Annotated in this window: 25 protein-coding genes; 17 read left to right on the top strand and 8 right to left on the bottom strand. The window is 72.3% G+C overall.

The genetic code is table 11. The features are described 5' to 3' along the window. Positions 1 to 2: 2 nt before the first annotated feature. The 4 genes from FBY22_RS34475 (at position 3) to FBY22_RS34460 (ending at position 5,577) form a co-directional block, all read left to right on the top strand. The gene (locus tag FBY22_RS34475; protein WP_142151894.1) at positions 3 to 3,203 is read left to right on the top strand and encodes a S41 family peptidase; all 3,201 of its coding nucleotides are present in this window, start codon (positions 3 to 5) and stop codon (positions 3,201 to 3,203) included. A gap of 94 nt (positions 3,204 to 3,297) precedes the next feature. Continuing rightward, complete coding sequence (locus FBY22_RS34470) at positions 3,298 to 3,651, top strand: histidine triad nucleotide-binding protein (protein WP_142151893.1); 354 nt, start codon at positions 3,298 to 3,300, stop codon at positions 3,649 to 3,651. Positions 3,652 to 3,661: 10 nt separating this feature from the next. After that, complete coding sequence (locus FBY22_RS34465; protein ID WP_142151892.1) at positions 3,662 to 4,567, top strand: ribonuclease Z; 906 nt, start codon at positions 3,662 to 3,664, stop codon at positions 4,565 to 4,567. A gap of 20 nt (positions 4,568 to 4,587) precedes the next feature. Next, positions 4,588 to 5,577, top strand: coding sequence for an adenosine deaminase (locus tag FBY22_RS34460; protein ID WP_142151891.1), 990 nt, complete (start codon positions 4,588 to 4,590; stop codon positions 5,575 to 5,577). Here the strand turns inward: FBY22_RS34460 and FBY22_RS34455 are convergent. Both FBY22_RS34455 and FBY22_RS34450 read right to left on the bottom strand, forming a co-directional pair. Further along, on the bottom strand, positions 5,574 to 6,602 hold the full coding sequence (locus FBY22_RS34455) for an MFS transporter (protein ID WP_142151890.1): 1,029 nt from the start codon (positions 6,600 to 6,602) through the stop codon (positions 5,574 to 5,576). The genes FBY22_RS34460 and FBY22_RS34455 overlap by 4 nt on opposite strands. Before the next feature lie 187 nt (positions 6,603 to 6,789). Then, entirely contained in the window at positions 6,790 to 7,575 is a 786-nt protein-coding gene (locus FBY22_RS34450; protein ID WP_142151889.1) for an IclR family transcriptional regulator, read from the bottom strand. Between the two features lie 145 nt (positions 7,576 to 7,720). Between FBY22_RS34450 and FBY22_RS34445 the strand changes: the two genes are divergently transcribed. The 11 genes from FBY22_RS34445 (at position 7,721) to FBY22_RS34395 (ending at position 18,140) form a co-directional block, all read left to right on the top strand. Further along, a complete protein-coding gene (locus FBY22_RS34445; protein ID WP_399212581.1) occupies positions 7,721 to 8,617 on the top strand; it encodes a 5-dehydro-4-deoxyglucarate dehydratase in 897 nt (298 codons plus the stop codon). Next, on the top strand, positions 8,614 to 9,903 hold the full coding sequence (locus FBY22_RS34440) for a glucarate dehydratase family protein (protein ID WP_142151887.1): 1,290 nt from the start codon (positions 8,614 to 8,616) through the stop codon (positions 9,901 to 9,903). The genes FBY22_RS34445 and FBY22_RS34440 overlap by 4 nt, the downstream gene beginning before the upstream one ends. 102 nt (positions 9,904 to 10,005) lie before the next feature. Continuing rightward, positions 10,006 to 11,136 (top strand): carbohydrate kinase family protein, encoded by a 1,131-nt coding sequence (locus FBY22_RS34435; RefSeq protein WP_142151886.1) that lies wholly within the window; start codon positions 10,006 to 10,008, stop codon positions 11,134 to 11,136. 144 nt (positions 11,137 to 11,280) lie between these two features. Further along, the gene (locus FBY22_RS34430; protein ID WP_142151885.1) at positions 11,281 to 12,354 is read left to right on the top strand and encodes a PhoH family protein; all 1,074 of its coding nucleotides are present in this window, start codon (positions 11,281 to 11,283) and stop codon (positions 12,352 to 12,354) included. A 14-nt stretch (positions 12,355 to 12,368) separates the two neighbouring features. Beyond that, positions 12,369 to 12,866, top strand: coding sequence for an rRNA maturation RNase YbeY (gene ybeY, locus FBY22_RS34425; RefSeq protein ID WP_142151884.1), 498 nt, complete (start codon positions 12,369 to 12,371; stop codon positions 12,864 to 12,866). Then, positions 12,863 to 14,167 carry a hemolysin family protein gene (locus FBY22_RS34420; protein WP_142151883.1) on the top strand — a complete coding sequence of 435 codons (1,305 nt, stop codon included), beginning with the start codon at positions 12,863 to 12,865 and terminating at the stop codon, positions 14,165 to 14,167. Before ybeY ends, FBY22_RS34420 begins: the two co-directional genes overlap by 4 nt. After that, positions 14,164 to 14,523, top strand: coding sequence for an MmcQ/YjbR family DNA-binding protein (locus FBY22_RS34415; RefSeq protein WP_142151882.1), 360 nt, complete (start codon positions 14,164 to 14,166; stop codon positions 14,521 to 14,523). The genes FBY22_RS34420 and FBY22_RS34415 overlap by 4 nt, the downstream gene beginning before the upstream one ends. Positions 14,524 to 14,560: 37 nt before the next feature. Continuing rightward, a complete protein-coding gene (locus FBY22_RS34410; protein WP_058925378.1) occupies positions 14,561 to 14,914 on the top strand; it encodes a cytidine deaminase in 354 nt (117 codons plus the stop codon). A gap of 190 nt (positions 14,915 to 15,104) precedes the next feature. Continuing rightward, positions 15,105 to 15,584 (top strand): hypothetical protein, encoded by a 480-nt coding sequence (locus FBY22_RS34405; protein ID WP_142151881.1) that lies wholly within the window; start codon positions 15,105 to 15,107, stop codon positions 15,582 to 15,584. Positions 15,585 to 15,736: 152 nt separating this feature from the next. Beyond that, complete coding sequence (locus tag FBY22_RS34400; RefSeq protein WP_142151880.1) at positions 15,737 to 17,053, top strand: beta-xylosidase; 1,317 nt, start codon at positions 15,737 to 15,739, stop codon at positions 17,051 to 17,053. 58 nt (positions 17,054 to 17,111) lie between these two features. Further along, a complete protein-coding gene (locus FBY22_RS34395; RefSeq protein WP_142151879.1) occupies positions 17,112 to 18,140 on the top strand; it encodes a WxL protein peptidoglycan domain-containing protein in 1,029 nt (342 codons plus the stop codon). Here the strand turns inward: FBY22_RS34395 and FBY22_RS34390 are convergent. Further along, positions 18,034 to 18,372, bottom strand: coding sequence for a P-II family nitrogen regulator (locus FBY22_RS34390; RefSeq protein ID WP_142151878.1), 339 nt, complete (start codon positions 18,370 to 18,372; stop codon positions 18,034 to 18,036). The two genes, FBY22_RS34395 and FBY22_RS34390, sit on opposite strands and share 107 nt — an antisense overlap. Then, on the bottom strand, positions 18,369 to 19,694 hold the full coding sequence (locus tag FBY22_RS34385) for an ammonium transporter (protein WP_142151877.1): 1,326 nt from the start codon (positions 19,692 to 19,694) through the stop codon (positions 18,369 to 18,371). Before FBY22_RS34385 ends, FBY22_RS34390 begins: the two co-directional genes overlap by 4 nt. Before the next feature lie 139 nt (positions 19,695 to 19,833). Between FBY22_RS34385 and era the strand changes: the two genes are divergently transcribed. Beyond that, positions 19,834 to 20,787: a GTPase Era gene (gene era / locus FBY22_RS34380; RefSeq protein ID WP_142151876.1), complete on the top strand. Its 954-nt coding sequence runs from the start codon at positions 19,834 to 19,836 to the stop codon at positions 20,785 to 20,787. On the opposite strand, the gene FBY22_RS34375 is transcribed toward era, so the two are convergent. Beyond that, positions 20,767 to 21,624 (bottom strand): helix-turn-helix transcriptional regulator, encoded by an 858-nt coding sequence (locus tag FBY22_RS34375; RefSeq protein ID WP_142151875.1) that lies wholly within the window; start codon positions 21,622 to 21,624, stop codon positions 20,767 to 20,769. The two genes, era and FBY22_RS34375, sit on opposite strands and share 21 nt — an antisense overlap. Before the next feature lie 119 nt (positions 21,625 to 21,743). Here FBY22_RS34375 and FBY22_RS34370 point away from each other — a divergent pair, with 119 nt between their 5' ends. Beyond that, positions 21,744 to 22,598 (top strand): NAD(P)-dependent oxidoreductase, encoded by an 855-nt coding sequence (locus FBY22_RS34370; RefSeq protein ID WP_142151874.1) that lies wholly within the window; start codon positions 21,744 to 21,746, stop codon positions 22,596 to 22,598. A gap of 1 nt (position 22,599) precedes the next feature. Here the strand turns inward: FBY22_RS34370 and FBY22_RS34365 are convergent, their stop codons facing one another. The 3 genes from FBY22_RS34365 to FBY22_RS34355 all read right to left on the bottom strand — a co-directional run bounded on the left by FBY22_RS34365 (position 22,600) and on the right by FBY22_RS34355 (position 25,513). Next, the gene (locus tag FBY22_RS34365; RefSeq protein WP_142151873.1) at positions 22,600 to 23,883 is read right to left on the bottom strand and encodes an MFS transporter; all 1,284 of its coding nucleotides are present in this window, start codon (positions 23,881 to 23,883) and stop codon (positions 22,600 to 22,602) included. After that, a complete protein-coding gene (locus FBY22_RS34360) occupies positions 23,880 to 25,181 on the bottom strand; it encodes a GH1 family beta-glucosidase (RefSeq protein WP_142151872.1) in 1,302 nt (433 codons plus the stop codon). Before FBY22_RS34360 ends, FBY22_RS34365 begins: the two co-directional genes overlap by 4 nt. 65 nt (positions 25,182 to 25,246) lie before the next feature. Continuing rightward, complete coding sequence (locus tag FBY22_RS34355) at positions 25,247 to 25,513, bottom strand: protealysin inhibitor emfourin (protein ID WP_142151871.1); 267 nt, start codon at positions 25,511 to 25,513, stop codon at positions 25,247 to 25,249. Positions 25,514 to 25,520: the final 7 nt, after the last annotated feature.

Raw genomic sequence — 25,520 nt, 5'->3', positions numbered from 1 at the left:
GGGTGACTCAGCTCGCAGCTTCCGCGTATCTCCGGTATCCGCACCTGCACGGCGAGTTGATCGCCTTCACCGCCGAGGACGACGTGTGGATCGCGCCCCTCGACGGCGGCCGGGCCTGGCGGGTCAGCGCCGACAACGTCCCCGTCGACCACCCGCGCATCTCGCCCGACGGCGCCACCGTGGCCTGGACCTCCGCCCGCGACGGCGCCCCCGAGGTGCACGTCGCCCCCGTCGACGGCGGCCCCGCCAAACGCCTCACCCACTGGGGGAGTTCGCGCACCCAGGTGCGCGGCTGGACCCCGGACGGCCACGTCCTCGCCATCAGCACCCACGGCCAGGCGAGCCTGCGCCGCAGCTGGGCGCGCGCCGTCCCGCTCGACGGCGGCCCGGCAACCACCCTCCCGCACGGCCCCGTCGGCGACGTCGCCTTCGGCCCCGCCACCGTCCTGCTGTCCGCGCCGATGGGCCGCGAGGCCGCCTGGTGGAAGCGCTACCGGGGCGGTACGGCGGGCAAGCTGTGGATCGACCGGGAGGGCGACGGCGAGTTCGTACGCCTGCACGAGGAGCTGGACGGCAATCTGGAGAGCCCCGTCTGGGCCGGCGACCGCATCGCCTTCCTCTCCGACCACGAGGGCGTCGGCGCCGTGTACTCCTCCCTCGCCGACGGCTCCGATCTGCGCGGGCACACCCCCACCGACGGCTTCTACGCCCGCCACCTGGCCGGTGACGGCGGCCGGCTGGTGTACATGTCCGCCGGTGAGCTGTGGATCCTCGACGACCTCGACGGCGCCGAGCCCCGCCGCCTCGACGTCCGGCTCGGCGGGCCCCGCGTCGACCTCCAGCCGTTCCCGGTGAACACCGTCCGCTGGTTCGGCTCCGCCCACCCCGACCACACCGCCCGCGGCAGCGCGGTCGCCGTCCGCGGCTCGGTCCACTGGGTCACCCACCGCTCCGGCCCCGCCCGCGCCCTCGCCGCCGAACCGGGCGTACGCGCCCGGCTGCCGCGCACCTTCCGCGCCGACGGCGAGGAGCACGTCGTCTGGGTGACCGACGCCGAGGGCGACGACGCCCTGGAGTTCGCGCCCGCCACCGGCACCGCGCCCGGCGCCACCCCGCGCCGGCTGGCCGCCGGACAACTCGGCCGGGTCCTCGGCCTCGCCGTCGCCCCCGACGGCAGCCGGGTCGCGGTCGCCACCCACGACGGCCGCGTGCTGCTCGTCGAGCGGGACAGCGGCGAGGTCCGCGAGGTCGACCGCAGCGCCGACGGAGACGTGAGCGGCCTGGTCTTCTCGCCCGACTCCGGCTGGCTGGCCTGGTCCCACCCCGGCCCGCGTCCGCTGCGCCAGCTCCGGCTGGCCAACACCACCGACCTGTCGGTCACCGAGGCGACCCCGCTCCGCTTCCGGGACTACTCGCCCACCTTCACCCTGGACGGCAAGCACCTCGTCTTCCTCTCGGCGCGCTCCTTCGACCCCGTCTACGACGAGCACGTCTTCGACCTGGCGTTCGTCGGCGGGTCCCGCCCGCACCTGATCACCCTGGCGGCGACCACCCCGTCCCCGTTCGGCCCGCAGCGTCACGGCCGCCCCTTCGAGGCGCCGGACAAGGACGAGACGCCGGACAGCGAGGGCGCCCCCAGCACCCGTATCGACCTCGAGGGCCTCGCCGACCGGATCGTGCCGTTCCCGGTCGAGGCCGCCCGCTACTCCACCCTGCGCGCCGCCAAGGACGGCGTGCTGTGGCTGCGCCACCCGGTGCGCGGTGTCCTCGGCGCCTCCCGGGCCAACCCGGAGGACCCCGACCCCGAGAGCCGGCTCGAACGCTACGACCTGGCCCAGCAGCGCATCGAGCACCTGGCCTCCGACGCCGACCACTTCGCCGTCAGCGGCGACGGCAAGCGCGTCCTGCTGTGGACCGACGGCAAACTCAAGGTCGTCCCCAGCGACCGGCGGGCCTCGAACGACGACGAGAGCGACACCAACATCACCGTCGACCTCTCCCGCATCCGCCAGACCGTCGACCCGGCCGCCGAGTGGCGCCAGATGTACGACGAGACCGGCCGGCTCATGCGGGACAACTTCTGGCGTCCCGACCTCGGCGGCGTCGACTGGGCCGGCGTACTCGACCGCTACCGCCCCGTCCTCGACCGGGTCGCCACCCACGAGGACCTGGTCGACCTCCTCTGGGAGGTGCAGGGTGAACTCGGCACCTCGCACGCCTACGTCACCCCGCGCGGCGGCCACGGCCACGGCGAGCGCCAGGGGCTCCTCGGCGCCGACATCTCCCGTCACGAGGACGGCAGTTGGCGCATCGACCGGATCCTGCCCGCCGAGACCTCCGACCCCGACGCGCGCTCCCCGCTCGCCGCGCCCGGCGTCGCCGTACGCCCCGGTGACGCGATCGTCGCGGTGGCCGGCCGGCCGGTCGACCCGGTGACGGGGCCCGGCCCCCTCCTGGTCGGCACGGCGGGCAAGCCGGTCGAACTCACCGTGCTGCCCTCCGGCGGCGGCGACCCCCGCCACGCCGTGGTCGTCCCCGTCGCCGACGAGGAACCCCTCCGCTACCACGCCTGGGTCGGCGACCGCCGCGCCTACGTCCACGAGAAGTCCGGCGGCCGCCTCGGCTACCTGCACGTTCCCGACATGCAGGCCCCCGGCTGGGCCCAGATCCACCGCGACCTGCGGATCGAGGTCGCCCGTGAGGGACTGGTCGTCGACGTCCGCGAGAACCGAGGCGGGCACACCTCCCAGCTCGTCGTCGAGAAACTGGCCCGCAAGATCGTCGGCTGGGACCTCCCCCGCGGCCTGCGCCCCTACAGCTACCCCGAGGACGCCCCCCGGGGACCCGTCGTCGCCGTCGCCAACGAGTTCTCCGGCTCCGACGGCGACATCGTCAACGCGGCCATCAAGGCCCTCGGCATCGGCCCGGTCGTGGGCACCCGCACCTGGGGCGGGGTCATCGGCATCGACAGCCGCTACCGCCTGGTCGACGGCACGCTCGTCACCCAGCCGAAGTACGCGTTCTGGCTGGAGGGCTACGAGTGGGGCGTGGAGAACCACGGCGTCGACCCGGACGTGGAGGTCGTACAGCGCCCGCAGGACTACGCGGCCGGCCGGGACGTGCAATTGGACGAGGCGATCCGGCTGGCGCTGGAGGCCCTGGAGGAGCGTCCGGCGAAAACGCCGCCCGGTCTGCCGACCTGAGGGGCGCGGGGAACGGCGCGATCAACCACGCACCACCCGCACCCGGCGACGATACGATGCCCACGTAGACGATCAACCGCCTGGAGGAACCGATATGGCCGGGGAACCGCAGGACGACTGCCTGTTCTGCAAGATCATCGCAGGGCACGTCCCCGCGACGATCGTCCAGGAGACCGACACCACCATCGCTTTCAGGGACATCAACCCCCAGGCCCCCACCCACGTCCTGGTGATCCCCAAGGCGCACTACGAGAACGCCGCCGTGCTGGCCGCCGCCGAGCCGACCCTCGCCGCCGACGTCCTCCGAGAGGCCCGGTCCGTCGCCGACGAGGAGAAGCTCGACAGCTACCGCGTCGTCTTCAACACCGGCGCAGGCGCCGGCCAGACCGTCTTCCACGCGCACGCCCACGTCCTCGGCGGCCGCGGCCTGCAGTGGCCCCCCGGCTAGCCGACGCACCGTGTCCGTACGCGAATTGGTGGTCCTCGGCACGGCCAGCCAGGTCCCGACCAGGCACCGCAACCACAACGGCTATCTGCTCCGCTGGGACGGCGAGGGCATCCTCTTCGACCCCGGCGAGGGCACCCAGCGCCAGATGCTGCGCGCCGGGGTCGCCGCGCACGACCTGAACCGCATCTGCGTCACCCACTTCCACGGCGACCACTCCCTCGGGCTGGCCGGCGTCATCCAGCGGATCAACCTCGACAAGGTCCCGCACGAGGTCACCGCCCACTACCCGAAGTCCGGGCAGCGCTTCTTCGACCGTCTGCGGTACGCGACGGCGTACCGCGAGACCGTCGGCCTCACCGAGGCGCCGGTGGACCGCGACGGCCCGCTGGCCACCACCCCGTCGTACACCCTGGACGCCCACCGGCTCTCCCACCCCGTGGAGTCCTTCGGCTACCGCCTCACCGAGCCCGACGGCCGCCGCATGCTGCCCGACCGTCTCGCCGCGCACGGCGTCAAGGGCCCGGACGTGGGCCGGCTGCAGCGCGAGGGCTCGCTGGACGGCGTCTCGCTCGACGACGTCAGCGAGGTCCGCCGCGGCCAGCGGTTCGCGTTCGTCATGGACACCCGCCTGTGCGAGGGCGTGTACGCGCTGGCCGACGGCTGCGACCTGCTCGTCATCGAGTCGACCTTCCTCGACGAGGACACCGACCTCGCGGTGGAGCACGGTCATCTGACCGCCGGCCAGGCGGCGACGGTGGCCCGGGACGCGGGCGTACGGCATCTGGTGCTGACGCACTTCAGCCAGCGCTACACCGACCCCGAGGAGTTCGAGCGGCAGGCGAGGGCGGCCGGCTTCGAGGGGGAGCTGACCGTGGCGCACGATCTTCTCCGGGTACCGGTTCCGAAACGTCGGTAAAACACTCGTACGATACTGCGATGCCCCTCCCCAAAGCTGAACTGCACCTCCACATCGAAGGCACCCTGGAACCTGAGCTGGCCTTCGAGCTGGCCGGCCGCAACGGCGTCGAGCTGCCGTACGCCGACACGGACGCGCTGCGCAAGGCGTACGACTTCGACGACCTCCAGTCCTTCCTGAACCTGTACTACGAGCTCATGGCCGTCCTGCGCACCGAGCGGGACTTCGAGGACCTGGCGAACGCCTACCTCGCCCGGGCCGCCGTGCAGGGCGTGCGGCACGCGGAGATCTTCTTCGACCCGCAGGCCCACCTGGCGCGGGGCGTGGCCATGGGCACGGTGGTGGAGGGGCTGTGGCGGGCGCTGGGGAACAGCGAGGCGAGGCACGGCATATCGACCCGGCTCATCCTCTGCTTCCTGCGCGACGAGTCCGCCGAGTCGGCCCTGGAGACCCTGCGGGCCGCCGAGCCGTACCTGGACCGGATCACCGGGGTCGGTCTGGACTCGGCCGAGGTCGGCCACCCGCCGGTGAAGTTCCGCGAGGTGTACGAGGCCGCCGCCGCGCTCGGGCTGCGGCGCGTCGCGCACGCGGGCGAGGAGGGGCCGCCGCAGTACATCACCGAGGCGCTGGACGTGCTCGGCGTCGAGCGCGTCGACCACGGCCTGCGCTGCATGGAGGACCCGGCGCTGGTCGCCCGGCTGGTGCGGGAGCGGATACCGCTCACCCTGTGCCCGCTGTCCAACGTCCGCCTCCGCACGGTCGACACCCTCGCCGACCACCCGCTCCCGGCCATGCTGGGCGCGGGCCTGATGTGCACGGTCAACTCCGACGACCCGGCCTACTTCGGCGGCTACGCGGGCGACAACTTCGATGCCGTGCACCGTGCTCTGGGTCTGTCCCGGGACCGGCTGCGCGAGCTGGCCCGCAACTCCTTCCTCGCCTCCTTCCTGGAGGACGACGAGGAGCGCCGGGCCCGGTACCTCGCCGAGGTGGAGGCGTACGAGTTCTAGGCGGCGGCAGTGGTGTCGTAGGCGCGCACGGTCTCCACGGGGATCTCCACGACCGGCAGCGAGCGTCGTCCGGCACCCAGCGCGACCAGCGTCATCGGGACGGTGATCGCCAGCAGCCCGACCGCCAGCACCGCGCCCATCGCCGGGAACCCGGCCCGCTCGGCCAGCACACTCCCCGTCAGGGGGCCGGCCGCCGTGCCCAGCGAGGACGCCGACCCCACCAGCACCGCCCAGCGCCCCCGTGGGTCCAAAGACGCGGCGAGGCCGATGACATATGACAGCACGCCCAGCAGCCCGGCGCCGAGCGCCACCGCGAAGACCGCGCCGACGGTGGCCTCCGTCAGATGGGCCTGGGCCAGGCCGATCCGGCCGCTGACGCCCCACAGGGCGTTCTGGGCGAGGGACCAGCAGAGCATGGCGGCGGCGAGGACCGTTCCGGAGCGGCGGTGGGGGAGGCGGGTGCCGGCCAGGGGGCTGTGCGCGGCCGCCGTACGGACGGGGAGGCGGCCGGTGAGCGGCCAGACGGCCAGGGCGGTGAGGGCGATCGCGGCCAGCGGCTGCCCGTGGCCGGGGCCGAGCTGGGGGACCGTCAGATAGACGGCGCCGGCGAGCGCGGAGACGCCGAGCAGGCCGAGGGTGGTCGTGCGGTGGGGGTCAAGCTGAGCGGCGATCCCCGTCGCGGCGACCGTCGTGGCCGTGCCGGAGCCGATGCCGCCGATCAGGGCGCCGACGACGACCGCCGGGACGCTGCCGGTCAGCGCGGCGGTGCCGTAGCCGAGGACGGCCAGGGTCAGGCCGATACGGGCCAGGGTGCGGGCGCCGATCCGTTCCACACGCGAGGCCAGGACGAACCCGGCCGACGCCGAGCTCAGCAGCAGCGCGCTGCCGAGCGCGCCCGCCTGGGTGGTGGTCAGCGGCAGTCCCGAGTCCAGGCGGCCCACGGTGGTGGGCAGCAGGTAGGGAGCGAGGTACCCGGCCGTGAAAAGGGCGACGAGGGGCCAGGCGATGGTGCGGGGGGCGAACACGGGCGTTCCCAGGGCATGCGAAAGGAGCGGTGCGAGAAGGGGGTTGGGCGCAGGCCGTCGACGGACAGGAACGCGCGAGCAAGTTGTATCAAGCACGCGGTTGCGGAAGAAGGGGCGGGGGTGTGATGTGGCGCACGTTGTGTTTGGGGTGTGGGAGGCGGGGTAGAAACTGCCCTCGCTCAGCGCCTCATCGCCAGTGCGCCGAGCCTCCGGCGCCCGGTGCGGTCGCCTCGATCTTGGCCCTGATCTCCCGCATCACCGCCACGATCCGCTCCTCGTGCGCGGGTGTCAGCCGGGCCACCGGCACCGAGCAGCTGACCGCGTCCTGCGCCGGTGTCTCGTAGCGCAGCGCGAAGCCGAAGCCGACGATGCCGAGGACGCCCTCCTCGCGGTCGATGGCGTAGCCGCGGGCGCGCACCTCGGCGAGATCGGCGGCCAGCGACCGCCGGGTGGTAAGGGTGTTGGGGGTGAGGGCCTCGTAGGGGCCCTCGGGCAGGTCCTCGTCGGGGCGTTCGGCCAGCAGCGCCTTGCCCAGTGCGCCCACGTGGGCCGGCAGGCGGCGGCCGACCCGGCTGATCGTGCGCAGGTACTCGTGCGACTCGCGGGTGGCCAGATAGGCCACGTCCCGGCCGTCCAGGCGCCCCAGGTGGATCGTCTCGCCCAGCGCCTCCGACGCCTCGTCCAGGTAGGGCCGCACGGCCCGCACGCGCGGGTCGGAGTCCAGATAACTGGTGCCGGTGAGCAGGGCGTGGATGCCGATGCCGTAGAGGGAGCCGGTGACGTCCGTGCGCACCCAGCCGCGGCCGATCAGCGTCTGCAGCAGGGCGTACATCGAGCTGCGCGGCACCTGGAGCGCCTCGGCCAACTCCTGCAGCCGCGCGGGCCGGTCGCCGCGCGCGGCGAGGAGTTCCAGCAGGTCGACCGTCCGCGCCGCGGACTTCACCTCGCGTACGCCGCCGCCTGTCTCCGACATGGGGCGATGGTAGTCGGCCGGTGCACGCCCGTTGACGAGGACGGTTCGCATATCTAGGCTCTGTCTCCATACGTGGATGTCATCTATATGGGGAGACAGCGTGGCGGGCGAGACGGAAACGACTGCGCGGAGGCTGCGGCACGGCATGGGGAGCGGGGTGCTCTCCTTCCCCCTCACCTCCTTCCACGACGACGGCTCCCTCGACCCCGACGGCTTCCGCGCCCATCTCGCGGCCCAGCTCGCCACCGCGCCCGGCGCCGTCTTCCCCGCCTGCGGCACCGGCGAGTTCTTCTCGCTGGACGAGGAGGAGTACCGGCAGGTCGTGACCGTCGCCGTCGAGGAGGCGGACGGGAACGTGCCCGTCGTCGCCGGGGTCGGCTACGGCTGGGCGCAGGCCGCCCGCTTCGCCCGCATCGCCGAGGAGGCCGGCGCGGACGCGCTGCTGGTGCTCCCGCACTACCTCGTCGCCGCCCCGCAGGACGGCCTCGTCGCGCAGCTGGAGTCGCTCGCCGCCCGCACCCGGCTCCCGCTCATCGCCTACCAGCGCGGCCAGGTGACCTACACGCCGGCCGCGTTGCGGCGGATCGCGGACATCCCGAACGTCATCGGCCTCAAGGACGGCCACGGCGACCTCGACCGCCTCCAGCGCCTCACCCTGGCCGCCCCCGAGGGCTTCCTGTTCTTCAACGGCGCCGCCACCGCCGAGATGCAGGCTCGCGCCTACGCCACCGTCGGCGTCCCCGCCTACTCCTCCGCCGTCCACGCCTTCGCCCCCGAGATCGCGAACGCCTTCTTCACCGCCCTGCGCGCCGGCGACGACAAGGGCGTGGAGCGGCTGCTTCGCGACTTCTACGTCCCGCTCGTCGAACTCCGTGACCGCGTACCGGGATACGCCGTGTCCCTGATCAAGGCGGCGGCCCGGCTCCGCGGCCGTCCCGTCGGCCCCGTCCGCGCCCCGCTCACCGACCCCTCACCCGCCGACCTCGCCGACCTGAAGACCCTGCTCGCCTCCGGACTCGACCTCGTAGGAGCGACCCTGTGAACCTCACGATCACCGACGTACGGCTGACCCCGATCCTGGTCGCCGACCCGCCGCTGCTCAACACCCAGGGCGTGCACCAGCCGTACACCCCGCGGCTGATCGTGGAGGTGGTCACGGCGGACGGGGTCACCGGGGTCGGCGAGACCTACGGCGACACCAAGTACCTGGAGTTGGCGCGGCCCTTCGCGGAGCGACTCGTGGGCCGGCCGGTCAGCGACCTGAACGGCCTGTTCACCGTCGCCGACGAGGTCGCCGTGGACGACGCCCGGGTCTCCGGGCAGGTCGACGTCGGCGGGCTGCGCGGTGTGCAGAGCGCCGACAAGCTGCGGCTGTCCGTCGTCTCCGGCTTCGAGGTCGCCTGCCTGGACGCCCTCGGCAAGGCGCTCGGACTGCCCGTGCACGCCCTGCTCGGCGGCAAGGTGCGGGACGCCGTCGAGTACAGCGCCTACCTGTTCTACAAGTGGGCCGGCCATCCCGAGGGCGTGGCCTGCGAGCAGGACGACTGGGGGGCCGCCGTCGATCCGGCCGGAGTCGTGGAGCAGGCGCGGCGGTTCACGGAGCGGTACGGGTTCACCTCGTTCAAGCTCAAGGGCGGCGTCTTCCCGCCGGACGAGGAGATCGCCGCCGTCCGCGCGCTGGCCGAGGCCTTCCCCGGCCACCCCCTGCGTCTGGACCCCAACGGAGCCTGGTCGGTGGAGACTTCGCTGAAGGTGGCGAAGGAACTGGGGGACGTCCTGGAGTACCTGGAGGACCCGGCGCTCGGCACCGCCGCCATGGCCGAGGTCTCCGCGGGCACCGACGTGCCGCTCGCCACCAACATGTGCGTGACGACGTTCGCCGAGATCCGGGAGGCGTTCACCAAGGACGCCGTCCAGGTCGTCCTCTCCGACCACCACTACTGGGGCGGCCTGCGCAACACCCAGCAACTCGCCGCGATCTGCCGGACGTTCGGCGTCGGCGTCTCCATGCACTCCAACACCCACCTGGGTATCAGCCTGGCCGCGATGACCCACGTGGCCACCACCGTCCCGAACCTCCACCACGCCTGCGACTCCCACTACCCCTGGCAGTCGGAGGACGTGCTCACCGAGCGCCTCACGTTCGACGGCGGCGCCGTGCGGGTCTCCGACGCCCCCGGTCTCGGCGTCGAGGTCGACCCCGACAAGCTGCGGTTCCTGCACCGGCGGTGGCTGGACGACGACGGTTCGCTGAGGGACCGGGACGACGCGGCGGCGATGCGGGTCGCCGACCCCGGGTGGCGGACACCGGCCGTACCGCGCTGGTAGGCCGACCCCGGCGGGACGCGACGGACGGGGCGGGAGCGGCGGCCGGTCACGGGTGATGTGGTGCACACTTGGCCTGAACCGCACCATGCCAGGGGAGTGCCCGTGATCGCGCCCAACGGAAAGGGACCGTCGCCCGTCACCGAGGGACCGCAGTGCCAGGCCCGGGTCGATCCCCTGGCCGCCCTGCGCGCGCCGGACGAACCGCCGTGGGACGTGTATCTGACCGGCACGGTCTTCCTGGACATCATCTTCACCGGGCTCGACTCCGCCCCGGTGCGCGGGACCGAGTCCTGGGCCCGCGGCATGGGGTCGAGCCCCGGCGGTGTCGCCAACATGGCCACCGCGCTGGCCCGCCTCGGCCTGCGGACCTCCCTCGCGGCCACCTTCGGCGACGACCACTACGGCGAGTACTGCTGGGACGCGCTGGAGCAGGGCGAGGGCATCGACCTCTCGCCCTCCCGCACCGTCCCCGGCTGGCACTCCCCGGTCACCGTCTCCATGGCGTACGAGGGCGAGCGCACTATGGTCTCCCACGGCCACGAGCCGCCCCCCGAGGAGCCCGCACCCGACTGCCCGCCCCGCGCGCGTGCCGCCGTCGCCTCGCTCACGCCGGGCCTGCGGGCGCCCTGGATCGCCCAGGCCGCCGCGCACGGCACCCGGGTCTTCGGCGACGTCGGCTGGGACGACACCGGCGCCTGGGACCTGGCGGGACTGGCCGACCTGGAGCACTGCGAGGCCTTCCTGCCGAACGCCGAGGAGGCCATGCGGTACACGGGCGCCGGCTGCCCCCGGGCCGCCGCCCACGCCCTCACCGAACACGTGCCGCTCGCCGTCGTCACCCTCGGCGCGGAGGGCGCCTACGCCGTCGACCGGCGCACCGGCGAGAGCGCCGAGGTGCCCGCCATCGACGTGGAGGCCATGGACCCCACCGGCGCGGGGGACGTGTTCGTCGCCGGCTTCGTCACCGGTACCCTCGCGGGCTGGCCGCTCGCCGACCGGCTGGCCTTCGCGGGCCTCACCGCGGCCCTGTCGGTGCAGGAGTTCGGCGGGTCGCTGTCGGCGCCGGGCTGGTCGGAGATCGCGGCCTGGTGGCGCAGGGTGCAGTCGGTGGAGGGACAGGACCCCGCCGCCCTGCGCCGGTACGCCTTCCTGGAGCGCCTGATCCCGGAGGAGGCGGCCCGCCCGTGGCCGCTGCGGCGTGCGGTGCCGACCATCGGGTTCCGGCCGGCCTGAACACCGCGCCCGGCCGCGGAACGCGGGCCGCCGAAAAGTCCTACGGCGTTGCCAGTTCACCGGCGTACCCTGGAAACCGCCAGGCCGCCCGTGTGGCGTGCGTGCCGTACTTAGGAGGACGAGCAAGGCCTACAGAGCCGGCCCATGACTCAGACACCCACAGCTCACACCCCCGCGCAGGAGCAGGCGAGAGCGCAGTTCACCGTCCCCGCCCAACACCCCATGGTGACCGTCCTGGGGTCCGGCGACTCCCTCCTGCGCGTGATCGAGAAGGCCTTCCCGGGGGCCGACATCCACGTCCGGGGCAATGAGATCAGCGCGGTCGGCGACCCGGTCGAGGTGGCCCTCGTCTCGCGCGTTTTCGAAGAGATGATGCTGGTGCTCCGCACCGGGCAGCCGATGACGGAGGACGCAGTGGAACGCTCGATCGCCATGCTGAAGGCGAGCGAGAACGGGACGAGCGACGGCCAGGAGACCCCGGCCGAGGTACTGACGCAGAACATCCTGTCCTCCCGCGGCCGCACCATCCGCCCCAAGACCCTCAACCAGAAGCGGTACGTCGACGCGATCGACAAGCACACGATCGTCTTCGGCATCGGCCCCGCCGGTACCGGCAAGACCTACCTCGCCATGGCGAAGGCGGTGCAGGCCCTGCAGTCCAAGCAGGTCAACCGCATCATCCTGACCCGACCCGCGGTCGAGGCCGGCGAGCGCCTGGGCTTCCTGCCCGGCACGCTCTACGAGAAGATCGACCCGTACCTGCGCCCGCTGTACGACGCGCTGCACGACATGCTCGACCCGGACTCGATCCCGCGGCTGATGGCGGCCGGGACGATAGAGGTCGCGCCGCTGGCGTACATGCGCGGCCGCACGCTCAACGACGCCTTCATCATCCTCGACGAGGCCCAGAACACCTCGCCCGAGCAGATGAAGATGTTCCTCACCCGCCTCGGCTTCGACTCGAAGATCGTGATCACCGGTGACGTGACGCAGGTCGACCTGCCCAACGGCACCAAGTCCGGTCTGCGCCAGGTCCAGGACATCCTCGAGGGCCTCGACGACGTCCACTTCTCCCGGCTGACGTCCCACGACGTCGTACGGCACAAGCTCGTCGGCCGTATCGTCGACGCGTACGAGAAGTACGACAGCAAGCACGGCACCGAGAACGGCTCCCACAAGGGCGGCCGGGGCAGGCAGTCCGGGCACAAGGGGAAGTAGAAGACCACAGCGCCATGTCGATCGACGTCAACAACGAGTCCGGAACCGAGGTCGACGAGCAGGCGATCCTCGACATCGCCCGCTACGCACTCGCGCGGATGCGCATCCACCCGCTCTCCGAGCTCTCGGTGATCGTGGTGGACGCCGACGCCATGGAGCAGTTGCACATCCAGTGGATGGACCTGCCGGGGCCGACGGACGTCATGTCCTTCCCGATGGACGAACTGCGTCCGCCGTCGAAGGACGACGACGAGCCCCCGCAGGGCCTCCTCGGCGACATCGTGCTGTGCCCCGAGGTCGCCAAGAAGCAGGGCGAGGAAGCGCCGACGCAGCACTCCATGGACGAGGAGCTCCAGTTGCTCACCGTCCACGGCGTGCTGCACCTGCTCGGCTACGACCACGAGGAACCGGACGAGAAGGCCGAGATGTTCGGCCTGCAGGCGGCCATCGTGGACGGCTGGCGCGCGGAGAAGGGCCTGACCGGCCCGTCCCCGGCCCCGACCGTCTCATGAGTGGGCAGATCGTCGCGGGCGCCGTCGCCCTGGTCGTCGTCGCGTGGCTCGCCGCCTGTGCGGAGGCGGGCCTCGCCCGCGTCTCCAGCTTCCGCGCCGAGGAGGCGGTCCGCTCCGGCCGCCGCGGCAGCGCCAAGCTCGCGCAGGTGGCGGCCGACCCCACCCGCTATCTGAACGTCGCCCTCCTGGTCCGCGTCGCCTGCGAGATGGCGGCCGCGGCCCTGGTGACGTACGCCTGTCTGCAGTCCGTGAACGGCACCACGCGCGCCCTGCTCGCCGCGATCGGCGTCATGGTCCTGGTGTCGTACGTCGCCGTCGGTGTCTCGCCGCGCACCATCGGCCGCCAGCATCCGCTGAACACGGCGACGGCGGCGGCGTACGTACTGCTGCCGCTGGCCAGGATCATGGGTCCGATCCCGAACCTGCTGATCCTCATCGGCAACGCGCTGACCCCCGGCAAGGGCTTCCGCCGCGGCCCCTTCGCCTCCGAGGCCGAACTGCGCGCGCTGGTCGACCTCGCGGAGAAGGAGTCGCTGATCGAGGACGAGGAGCGCCGCATGGTGCACTCGGTCTTCGAGCTCGGCGACACGCTCGTGCGGGAGGTCATGGTCCCGCGCACCGACCTGATCGTCATTGAGCGCTACAAGACGATCCGCCAGGCCCTGACCCTCGCCCTGCGGTCCGGCTTCTCCCGCATCCCGGTCACCGGCGAGAGCGAGGACGACATCGTCGGCATCGTGTACCTGAAGGACCTGGTCCGCAAGACGCACATCAGCCGCGACGCCGAGTCCGAACTGGTCTCGACGGCGATGCGCCCGGCCGCCTTCGTCCCGGACACCAAGAACGCCGGTGACCTGCTGCGCGAGATGCAGCAGGAGCGCAACCACGTCGCCGTCGTCATCGACGAGTACGGCGGCACGGCCGGCATCGTCACCATCGAGGACATCCTGGAGGAGATCGTCGGCGAGATCACCGACGAGTACGACCGCGAACTGCCCCCGGTCGAGGACCTCGGCGACGACCGCTACCGGGTCACCGCCCGGCTCGACATCACCGACCTCGGCGAGCTGTACGGCCTCGACGAGTACGACGACGAGGACGTGGAGACCGTCGGCGGCCTGCTGGCGAAGGCCCTGGGCCGGGTGCCCATCGCGGGCGCCTCCAGCGCGGTCGGACTCCCGGACGGCCGCGAACTGCGCCTGACGGCCGAGGCGGCGGCCGGCCGCCGGAACAAGATCGTGACCGTGCTGGTGGAGCCGGTGGCGCCGGCGGAAGGGCCCGAGGAGGAGAAGGACGAATGACCCCCGAGGAGCTGCGCGACCTCTGCCTGTCCTTCAACGCGGTGGTGGAGGACTTCCCCTTCAATCCGGAGACCTCGGTCTTCAAGGTGCTGGGCAAGATGTTCGCGCTCAGCAACCTCGGCGCGAGCCCCCTGACCGTCAACCTCAAGTGCGACCCCGAGGACGCGGTCCGGCTGCGCGCCGACCATCCCGGCCTGATCATCCCCGGGTACCACATGAACAAGCGGCACTGGAACACCGTCACGGTCGACGGCGATCTCCCGGACCGGCTGGTGCGCGAGCTCGTCGAGGACTCGTACGACCTGGTGGTGGCCGGTCTGCCGCGGGCCGAGCGGCTGCGGCTGGACCGTCCCTGAGCGCACCCCCGGCGCACGCGCTACGTATGCTCGGCTCATGACCGACAGCAGCGCGCTCGACCCCGAGGACCGCAAGATCGTCACCCTGGCCCGTTCCGCGCGGGCCCGCAACGGCGTGCCCGAGGGGGCGGCCGTACGGGACGAGACCGGCCGTACGTACGTCGCCGGGACCGTCGACCTTCCGTCACTGAAACTGAGTGCCCTGCGCACCGCGGTAGCGATGGCGGTGGCCTCGGGGGCGAAGTCGCTGGAGGCGGCGGCCGTGGTGACCGAGGCCGAGTCGGTGCAGGACGCGGACCGGGCGGCGGTGGCGGAGCTGGGCGGGGCCGGGACGCCGGTACTGCTGGCCGGGCCCGACGGAACGGTCCGGACCAGCCTCGTCGCGGGTTGAATACCGGCCGTTTCAGAACCGTCCGGAATTCGTCCTTGTCGTCTGCTCGCCCCACCGGCATCAATGGAACCGGTAGTTCCGACGGACCGTCAGATCCACCCCCCACGCGGCGTACCGCACCACGCCGCCCCTGACGGCCGCGGACCTCTCCCCATCCATCCCCACATGGCAGTAAGGGAGCCGGATCCCCATGAGAGTCAAACGACTGACAACAGGTGCGGCCATGGCGGCGGGGGCCCTCGCGGCCGCGTCGCTCGCGTTCGCGCCCAGCGCCCTCGCCGTCACCCCCGACACGGCGACCATCACCGCCGACTGCGGCGCCTTCGGCGGCGGGGCGGCCACGCTCACGGCCACCCAGGACGGCACCTCGGCCACCCTCACCCTCACGTCGTCCGCGATCACCGCTCCGATCGCCCTGTCGGAGAACTCGATCACCTCCACCCTCACCATGGCGAACAGCGCCACCGGCGGCACCGACACGTTCACCGGCACACAGAACCCGGCCATGGCGGCCGGCGACCCGGTCACCGTCGGGCCCCTCTCGGGCACCGTCGCCTCCGGTGACAGTCTGGACGCCTACGGCGGCTCGTTGCAGATGACCGTCTTCGGCATCACCATCACCTGCACCGCGACCGGTCCGCAGTCCCCGGGGCCCTTCGTCTTCGACTGACGGTCGCCGTCGCACACAACCGATGGGCCGTCAGTTCCTGGGAGCCACACAGGAATTGACGGTTCATCAGTTCATTTCGGCGTCTCCATTGACTTCTCACGCGATCCACACATCAATGCCCCCAGTGAGCGCACAGAGAAGGGGGCACTCCCATGGGTCCGATCACCCGAAGACGCCGCTGGGCGTCTCTGCTCGGGGCGACCGCGCTCGCGGTCACCGCGGGCGGCGCGCTGGCCTGTCCGGCCGGCGCCGCCACGAACGTGGACTTCGCCACGCACTGCATCCCGCCCGCGGTCGCGGGCATCCCGCCGATCGACGGCACCACCACGGCCGCCATCGCGGTGGACAACCCCAGCCCGAAGGTCGGCGACACGGTCACCGTGACCTACACGGTCGTCAAGCCCGCCGCCAGCAACCCCACCGCCATCGCCCTGCCGGCCGACATCATGACGCCCACCGGCAAGGTCACCCTCGGGGGCGCGCAGACGGGCGCCGTCACGGTCGCGGGTCCGAAGAAGAACGATCCGGTACCGGGCAACGGCGCCTTCCCGTCGTTCTCCATGACCGGCACCTTCAAGGTCACCAGCGCCGGTTCCATCACCCTCTCGCCCGGCGACTACAACATCCACACCAGCTACATCCTGGAGCTGGACACCCCGTGCACGGTGACCAACCCGCCCGCGCCGACGTCCGCGACGATCACGGCCACGGACTCCACCCCGGTCAACAACCGGGCCATCCAGCTCGACAAGGCCTCCGGCGCGCCCGGTGACAGCGTCACCGTCAGCGGCAGCGGCTTCACCGCCGGCGCCGCGGTGACCCTCGCCGGACGCTCCGGGAGCAGCCAGACCGCGGACAAGGCCACCGTCACCGCCGGCAGCGACGGGAAGATCAGCGGCGCCCTCACCGTCAACGACAAGACGACGACCGGGATCGTGGCGTACGAGGGCAGCGCATGGAGCGACGCCCTGGGCGCCGGGCCCGCCGTCTACACCGTCACCGACAACACCCCCGTCCCGGCCGGCAGCCAGAAGCTGACGACCACCGTGAAGGCCGGGACCCTCTCCATGTCCCAGGCCGGGGACTCCGTCGCGCTCTCGGCGGTCGACTTCGGCAAGGGCGGGGCCTCGACCGGCGCGCTGCAGACGGTCACCGTCAAGGACTTCCGCGGCGGACCGGCCGGCTGGTCACTCACCGGCAAGGTCACCGACTTCACCGGACCCGGCGCCAAGATCGATGCCGGGAAGCTGAGCTGGACCCCCGCCTGCGCCACCAAGGCGGGCAGCCCCAGCACCTGCAAGGCCGGTTCGGCGGGCACCGTCGGCGCCTCGGGGGCGACACTCGCCTCCACCGCCAACGGCACGCTCACCGGCGGCGAGTTCACCGCGGACGCCCAGCTCTCCCTGGACGTACCGGCGTTCACGCCTCCCGGTTCCTACTCCGGCGTCCTCACCCTCACGCTCAGCTGACCGTACGGGCGTCCGCACCCGCCCGTCCATCACCTCGTCCACGTGGGGGTCCGCGCCCATGCGCAAGCTGTACGCCCTGCTCCTGACGCTCTTCCTGACCGGCCTGACCGGCCTGACCGGCCTGACCGCGCCCGCGCACGCCGCCGACAACGGCAGCTGGTCCGTGTACCCCGTCTCCTCCGAGATCGCCGCGCGCCCGTACTTCTACCTCTCCGCCGACCCCGGGGCGACGATCGCGGACAAGGTCGTCGTCGCCAACAAGACCGGCGGACCCCTGACCTTCCGGCTCTACGCGGCCGACGCCTACAACACCCCGCGCGACGGCGGGTTCGCGGTGCGGACGGCGCAGGAGCGGCAGCGGGGAGTGGGTGCCTGGGCGCGGCCCGCGAGGTCCCGGGTGACCGTACCGGCGCACGGCCGGGTCACCGTCCCCTTCACCCTGAGCGTGCCCGAGGGCGCCGAACCGGGCGACCACGCGGGCGCGTTGGTGGCGCTCGACGAGCGGATCGACAAGGGCGCGGGTTCACTCGTGCTCGGCGTGCGGCGCGCCGTGGCCGCCCGCGTCTACCTCCGCGTCGGCGGTCCGGCCGTTCCCGCGATCGCCGTGGAGAACGTCCACCTCGTCCACCACCAGCCCCTCGTCCCGGGCCTCGGCGACAGCACGGCGACCGTCTCCTACACCCTCCGCAACACCGGCAACGTCACCCTGGACCCCAAGGTGGAACTGCGCGCGAAGGGCCTGTTCGGCCGCACACTCCTCGTCCGCGACCTGTCCCGCGTCCCCTCCGAGCTGCTGCCCGGCCAGCGCGTCCGGCTCACCGAACCCTGGCGCGGCGCACCCCAACTCGACTGGGGCAAGGTGGAGTTGACGGCGAGCGCGAAGGACACCCGGGAGTCGGCGAGCGCGTCCTTCCTCGCCCTGCCGTGGGTCGCGGCGCTGGTGCTCGCGGCGGTGGCGGCCGTGGGAACGGTGCTGGTGCTCAGAGCGCGTCGGGGCCGCGCTCGCCCGTCCGCACCCGTACGACCGTCTCGACGGGCAGTGCCCACACCTTTCCGTCCCCGATCTTCCCCGTCTGCGCGGCCTTGACGATCGCGTCGATCACGGCGTCCGAGACGGCGTCCTCGACGACGACCTCGATGCGGACCTTGGGTACGAGGTCGACCTGGTACTCGGCGCCGCGGTACACCTCGGTGTGGCCGCGCTGCCGTCCGTACCCGCTGGCCTCGGTCACGGTCAGGCCGTGTACACCGAGCTCCTGCAGGGCGGTCTTCACCTCGTCGAGGCGGTAGGGCTTGACGATCGCGGTGATGAGCTTCATGCCTGGCTCTGGACCTTCTGCGCGGAGGGGACGACGGAGGAGCTGACCGGGGCGCCGTGCCCCAGGACGCCGTGATCGTATGCCGTCTCGGCGTGCACCGTAAGGTCCAGGCCGGTGTGCTCCTGCTCCTCGGACGCCCGGAAGCCCATGACCTTGTCGAGCAGCTTGCCGATCGCGTAGGTGACACCGAAGGTGTACGCGGCGACGACGACCACGGCCACCGCCTGCCTGCCGAGCTGGGCGAGCCCGCCGCCGTAGAGGAGCCCCTGCGTGCCGCCGGTCATCGCCTTCTCGGCGAAGACGCCGATGAGGAGCGTGCCGACGATCCCGCCGACCAGGTGGACGCCGACGACGTCGAGCGAGTCGTCGTAGTTCAGCTTGAACTTCCAGCTCACCGCGTACGAGCAGAGGGCACCGGCGGCGAGGCCCACCACCAGGGCGCCCAGCAGGGAGACCGACCCGCAGGAAGGGGTGATCGCGACCAGGCCGGCGACCGCGCCGGACGCCGCGCCCAGCGTGGTCGGATGGCCGTCGCGCTTCTGCTCGACGAACAGCCAGCCCAGCAGGCCGGTGCAGCCGGCGGCGAGGGTGTTGAGGAAGGCGGCGGCCGCGAGGCCGTTCGCGCCGAGGGCAGAGCCCGCGTTGAAGCCGAACCAGCCGAACCACAGCAGACCCGCGCCCAGCATCACCATGGGCAGGTTGTGCGGCCGCATCGCGTCCTTCTTGAACCCGAGCCGCGGGCCGAGGACCAGGCACAGGGCCAGACCGGAGGCGCCGGAGGTGATCTCGACGGGCAGACCGCCCGCGAAGTCGAGGGCGCCGAGGTGATGCGCGATCCAGCCGCCCGGGCCCCACACCCAGTGGGAGACGGGAACGTATACGAGCAGGGTCCAGACCGGCACGAAGACCAGCCAGGCCGAGAACTTCGCCCGGTCCGCGATGGCACCGCTGACCAGCGCCGCCGTGATGATCGCGAAGGTCAGCTGGAAGGTGGCGAACAGCAGGGTCGGGACGGTGCCCTGCACGCTGTCCGGGCCGAGGCCGGCCATCCCGGCGTGCTTCAGCCCGCCGATCAGCCCGCCGCCGGCGTCGTCGCCGAAGGAGAGGGAGTAGCCGCAGAACAGCCAGACCACCGTGACGAGCGCGATCGACACGAAGCTCATCATCAGCATGTTGAGGACGCTCTTCGTGCGGACCATGCCGCCGTAGAAGAGGGCCAGACCCGGGGTCATCAGCAGGACGAGGGCGGTGGCGGCGAGCAGCCAGGCGGTGTCACCGGTGTCCGCGTGCGCGGCGGCGAAGGTCGTCACGGTCGTCTCCAACGGGGTGGGGGCTCGTCAGAGGGTCACCGGCCCGCGTTTCCGGACGCGTACGGGGATGTTTCCGTGACGTTTCGTTGCGTTCGGGTTACCGGAATCTCACGGTGCGGCGGCGCTCCGTGGATCAGGGACAATGAACGCCATGAGTGTTCGTACCCAGTCATCCGAAGAGTCGGGCGAGACCGTCCACCGCGCCGGCTTCGCCTGCTTCGTGGGCCGCCCCAACGCGGGCAAGTCCACCCTCACGAACGCTCTGGTCGGGCAGAAGGTGGCGATCACCGCGAACCAGCCGCAGACCACGCGGCACACCGTGCGCGGGATCGTGCACCGGGAGGACGCCCAGCTCATCCTGGTCGACACCCCCGGGCTGCACAAGCCGCGCACGCTGCTCGGGGAGCGGCTCAACGACGTCGTGCGCACGACGTGGGCCGAGGTCGACGTGATCGGCTTCTGCCTCCCCGCGAACGAGAAGATCGGCCCCGGTGACCGTTTCATCGCAAAGGAGCTTGCGGGGATCCGCAAGACGCCCAAGATCGCGATCGTCACCAAGACCGACCTCGTCGACTCCAAGACCCTCGCCGAGCAGCTGATCGCCATCGACCAGCTCGGCAAGGAGCTCGGCTTCGAGTGGGCGCAGATCGTGCCGGTGTCCGCGGTCGGGGACAAGCAGGTGAACCTGCTCGCCGACCTCCTCGTCCCGCTCCTGCCCGAGGGCCCGGCGCTCTACCCCGAGGGCGACCTCACCGACGAGCCCGAGCAGGTCATGATCGCCGAGCTGATCCGCGAGGCCGCCCTGGAGGGCGTCCGCGACGAACTGCCGCACTCCATCGCGGTCGTCGTCGAGGAGATGCTCCCCCGTGAGGACCGCCCGGCCGACAAGCCCCTGCTCGACATCCACGCCAACCTCTACATCGAGCGCCCCAGCCAGAAGGGCATCATCATCGGCCCCAAGGGCAAGCGCCTGAAGGACGTCGGCATCAAGAGCCGCAAGCAGATCGAGGCGCTGCTGGGGACGCCGGTGTTCCTGGACCTCCATGTGAAGGTCGCGAAGGACTGGCAGCGGGATCCCAAGCAGCTACGGCGCCTCGGCTTCTGACGGGGTCAGGTCCTGCAGTCCGACCACCCGCAGCAACTGCAGCCGCTCGTAGGACTCCGTGCCCGGGCGGGCCGTGTGGACGATCAGCAGGTGGTGGTGCTCGTGGCTGAGCATGACCTCGCAGTCGAGCTCCAGCAGGCCCACCAGGGGGTGCTGGAACCGCTTGGTGGCGCGGTTGCGCAGGGACACCTCGTGTTCGTCCCACAGCCGTGCGAACTCCTCGCTGGAGGAACGCAGTTCGGCGACCAGGGCGGCCGGTTCCGGGTCGTCGGGGCGGGCCGCGGTCACCGCGCGGAGGTTGGCCACGTGCGAGCGGGCGTGCGGCGCGTGGTCCTCGTCGAGGAAGAGCGAGCGGGCCGCCGGGTCCAGGAAGAAGCGCCGGACCAGGTTCCGCTCCCGCCGCGGCCGGGACATGACATCGCCGACCAGCGCCTTCGCCATCGCGTTCTGCGCCAGCACCTCGCCGCAGTCGTTCACCAGCTGCGCCGGGGTGTCGTACAGCCGGTCCAGGATCAGCAGCAGCCCCGGCCGGACGTGCGCCGACGCCGTCTCGCGTCGCGGCGGCTCCTCCCCGGCCAGATGGAACAGATGGTCGTGCTCGGCGGCCGTCAGCCTGAGCGCCCGCGCCATCGCCGACAGCATCTGACGGGAAGGGCGCGGACCCCGGGACTGCTCCAGGCGCGTGTAGTAGTCGACCGACATGCCGGCCAGTTGGGCCACCTCCTCACGGCGCAGGCCCGGGGTGCGGCGGCGGGCGCCGGGCGCGAGGCCCACGTCGGAGGGCTCCAGGCGGGCGCGGCCGCGGCGCAGGAAGTCGGCGAGTTCGGCTCGGTTCACCTCTCCAGCGTGCGGGAGGCCGCCCTGCTTATCCAGGGACTGTCGATCCCCTGATCGGAAGGTCTCTCCCGGTGGCGGGCGTCCCGCTGAAAGGTGGGTGGGGACGAGAGGAGCACAACGTGCTGACATTGGTGACGGGTACGACAGGGCAGGTCGGACGGCGTTTCGTGCCGAGGCTGCTGGCGCAGCGGCGCCCGGGGGAGACCGTACGGGTCCTGGTACGGGACGCGGCGCGCGGGGAGCCGTTCGCGGAACTGGGCGCCGAGGTCGTGGTCGGGGATCTGCGGGACGCGGAGGCGCTCGGCAAGGCGGTGGCCGGGGCGGACGCCGTGGTGAACGTCGCCGCCGCCTTCCGCGGGGTCCCCGACGAGGAGGCACGGGCCGTCAACCGGGACGCGGCGGTGGAGCTGGGCCGGGCCGCACGCGCCTCCGGCGTCGGGCGCTTCGTGCAGGTCAGCACCGGCCTGGTGTACGGCACCGGGCGGGGCCGTCCGGTGACGGAGGAGGACGAGAGCCGCCCCGGCGGCGCGATGTGGGGCGCCTACCCCGCGTCGAAGGCGGAGGCCGAACGGGCACTGCTGGCGATGGACGGCCTGGACGTGCGGATCGCCCGGCTGCCGTTCGTCTACGGCGAGGGCGACCCGCACCTCGCCCAGTCGCTGCGCTGGGCCGGGCAGTGGGCGGCGACCCAGCGCCTGCACATGGGCCACCACGCCGACGTCGCCCAGGGCCTGCTGCGCGTCCTGCACGCCCCCGGCATCGCCGGCCGGATCTACAACATCGCCGACGACGCCCCGGTCACGGCGGTCGAGCTGCACCAGCTCAACGGGGCCGAGGTGCCCGCCGAACTGCACGAGCGCACCGACCCCGACCCCTGGCTGGTGATCATGTCCACCGACCGCATCCGCCGCGAGCTGGGATACCGGCCCCGGTACCCGTCGGTGTACGCGGCCCGGGACGCCGGCGCCCTGTAGGTCAGTCGACGCCCTTGATCCGGCCCACCAGCACCGCCCCCGCCAGCCCGATGACCGCGGCCACGACATACAGCACCCGGTATCCGCCGAGGTAGGTGACGATCGGCGCGGCGAGGGCGGGGGCCGCCACCTGGGGCAGGGCGTTGGCCACGTTGATCACGCCCAGGTCCTTGCCGCGGTCCAGGGCCGCGGGCAGGACGTCCGTCATCAGCGCGAAGTCGACCGAGGTGAAGACGCCGAAGCCGACCCCGAGGACGGCAGCGGCGACGACCGCGCCCGGCCAGGTCTGCCAGCCGGCCAGCGCGCCCGTCGCGACCGCCATCAGCACACCGGACCAGATCACGAAGGGCTTGCGCCGCCCGACCCGGTCCGACCACACCCCGCCGACGACGACGGTGGCGAGCAGGGTGAGGCCGTTCACCGCGGTCAGCACCAGCACGCCCTGCTCGGGGTCGTGGTGGTGCAGACGGTCGCGCAGGTAGTACAGCAGGTACAGCAGCACCAGCGCGTTGCTCAGGTTGATCAGGAAGCGGGTCAGCCAGGCCCAGCCCAGGTCCGGATACCGGCGCGGGCTCAGCCAGAACCCGGCGAGGAACGACCGCCAGGACCAGGCCGGCCGGTCCGCCGCCCCCAGCCGCACATCGGGGTGGCCGAGCACGTACGGCAGCACGCCCGCCAGCGTGAACACCGCGCACGCCGCGTACCCGGCGCCGGTCCCGCCCGCGACGGTCGCCAGCCCCGTGCCGCCGACCACGCCGAGGATCTGCGCCGCGCCCAGCCAGCCGCCGACCGAGCCGCGCTGGAGCCGGGGCACCTGGTCCGGGACGGCCGCCGTGACCGCCGCGAAGGCCGCGTTCAGGGTCAGCTGGACCAGGCACCAGCCGAGCGTCATCGTCCACAGGCCGCCCGCCCCCGCGAGCAGCAGCAACGACAGCGCCCCGCCCGCGGCTCCGGCCACGATCCACGGCGTACGGCGGCCACGGCGGGACGTCGTCCGGTCCGACAGCGCGCCGAAGAGCGGGTTGGCGACCAGGGACACCGCGGCGCCGATCCCGGTCACCCACGCCAGCATCGTCTCCTTCGACATGCCGGTGCCGGGCGCGAAGTCCTTCGCCTGCGAGGCCAGCAGGATCTGCAGGGGGCCGAACCAGCCGACCCAGATCGCCCCGTTGGCCAGGGAGAGGGACGCCGTCCAGGCGCGGCCGACCCGCAGGACGGGCTCGGTGAGGGCCGCCGGGGGGTCCTGCTCCCGGTCGCCGTCCCGGTCCCGCGGCGGGGCCGTCATCTCTGTGCCCGCAGCAGCTGCCGGTACCAGCCGTACGAGGACTTCGGAGTGCGCACCTGCGTCTCGAAGTCGACGTGCACCAGCCCGAACCGCCGCTCGTAGCCTTCCGCCCACTCGAAGTTGTCCAGCAGCGACCACACGAAGTACCCGCGCACGTCCACGCCCGCCGCGACCGCGTCGTGCAGGGCCCGGACGTGCCCGTCCAGGTAGGCGATCCGGTCCCGGTCGTCGAGGCCCGGGTAACTGCACCCGTTCTCGGTGACGACGACCGGCGGCAGCCGCTCGCCGTAGCGCTCGCGGAACCCGGTGAGCAGTTCCGTCAGCCCCGACGGGACGACCGGCCAGCCGAAGTCCGTCACCGGGACGCCCTCGATCTGCCGTACGGAGAAGGGGAGTTCGGCCGGTATGGTCAGCCCGCCGAACTCGATGTCCGCGCCCTGCGGGGCGCCCACCCGGGTCGGCGCGTAGTAGTTGACGCCGTAGAAGTCGATCGGCTCGGCGATGACCTTGAGGTCCGTCTCGACGTCTCCCGGCATCAACTCGCCCATCCCCTCCGGGTATTCGCCCATGATCAGCGGGTCGGCGAAGAGGCGGTTGAGCAGCAGGTCGTAGAAGCCGGCCGCCTCCACGTCGGCCGGCTCCTCGGACGCGGGCCAGGTCGGCCCGTGGGAGTTGGCGATCCCGACGTCGGCGGCGCCGGCCGCGCGCAGGGCCCGTACCGCCAGGCCGTGGGCCAGCAACTGGTGGTGGGCCACCGGAAGCGCGTCGAACATCAGCTCCCGGCCCGGCGCGTGCGCGCCCAGGGCGTGCCCCAGCAGGGTGTGCTCGGCGGGCTCGTTGAGGGTGATCCACTTCGTCACCCGGTCGCCCAGCCGCTCGGCGACCACCGACACGTGCTCGGCGAAGCGCTCGGCCGTTTCCCGCTCCAGCCAGTCCAGCGCGAGGGGCAGGTCCCAGTGGAAGAGCGTCGGGACGGGGCGCACGCCCGCCGCGCACAGTTCGTCGACGAGGCGGTCGTAGAAGTCCAGGCCCTTGGGCGAGCGCACACGCGGCCAGGACACCGAGAAGCGGTAGGCGTCCACGCCCAGGTCGGCGAGGAGCGCCACGTCCTCGCGGTGACGGTGGTAGTGGTCGCAGGCGACCGCCGCCGTCGAGCCGTCCTTCACCCGTCCCGGCTCGGCCGTGAACGCGTCCCACACGGACTGCTCGCGCTCGTCGACGGCCCCCTCGATCTGATGGGCCGAGGTCGACACGCCCCAGAGGAAGCCGGCCGGGAACTGAGGTATCGGGTTCGTCATGCGCGGATCATCCTTACCGGCGGTAACGGAAGTCAACGCCCGCGCATGAAGGACCTGTTACGGGATCACGCCCCTTCCTTCAGCACTCTGGAGATCAGCTGCCGCTGTTCCTCGCTCAGCCGCGGATCGGCCGCGTACACCGTCCTGCCGTCCACGGTGATCTCGTAGTTGAAACCGTCGGGAACCCCGACGGACGGCCGGCCCCGGCCGGCGGACATCGCCTTCTCGGCCAGGGCCTGCCACTCGCTCGCGTCGGGCCGCCCCGAGGTGTCCACCTCGGCGCTGCGCTCGATGCCCGCGAATCCACCCGTGCGCCTCACTCGAATACGCATGGGTCCG

It is taken from the genome of Streptomyces sp. SLBN-31 (assembly GCF_006715395.1).
Taxonomy (GTDB): Bacteria; Actinomycetota; Actinomycetes; order Streptomycetales; family Streptomycetaceae; genus Streptomyces.
Note: the sequence above shows the minus strand (reverse complement) of the source record. Positions and strands in the feature narration are given on the sequence as shown.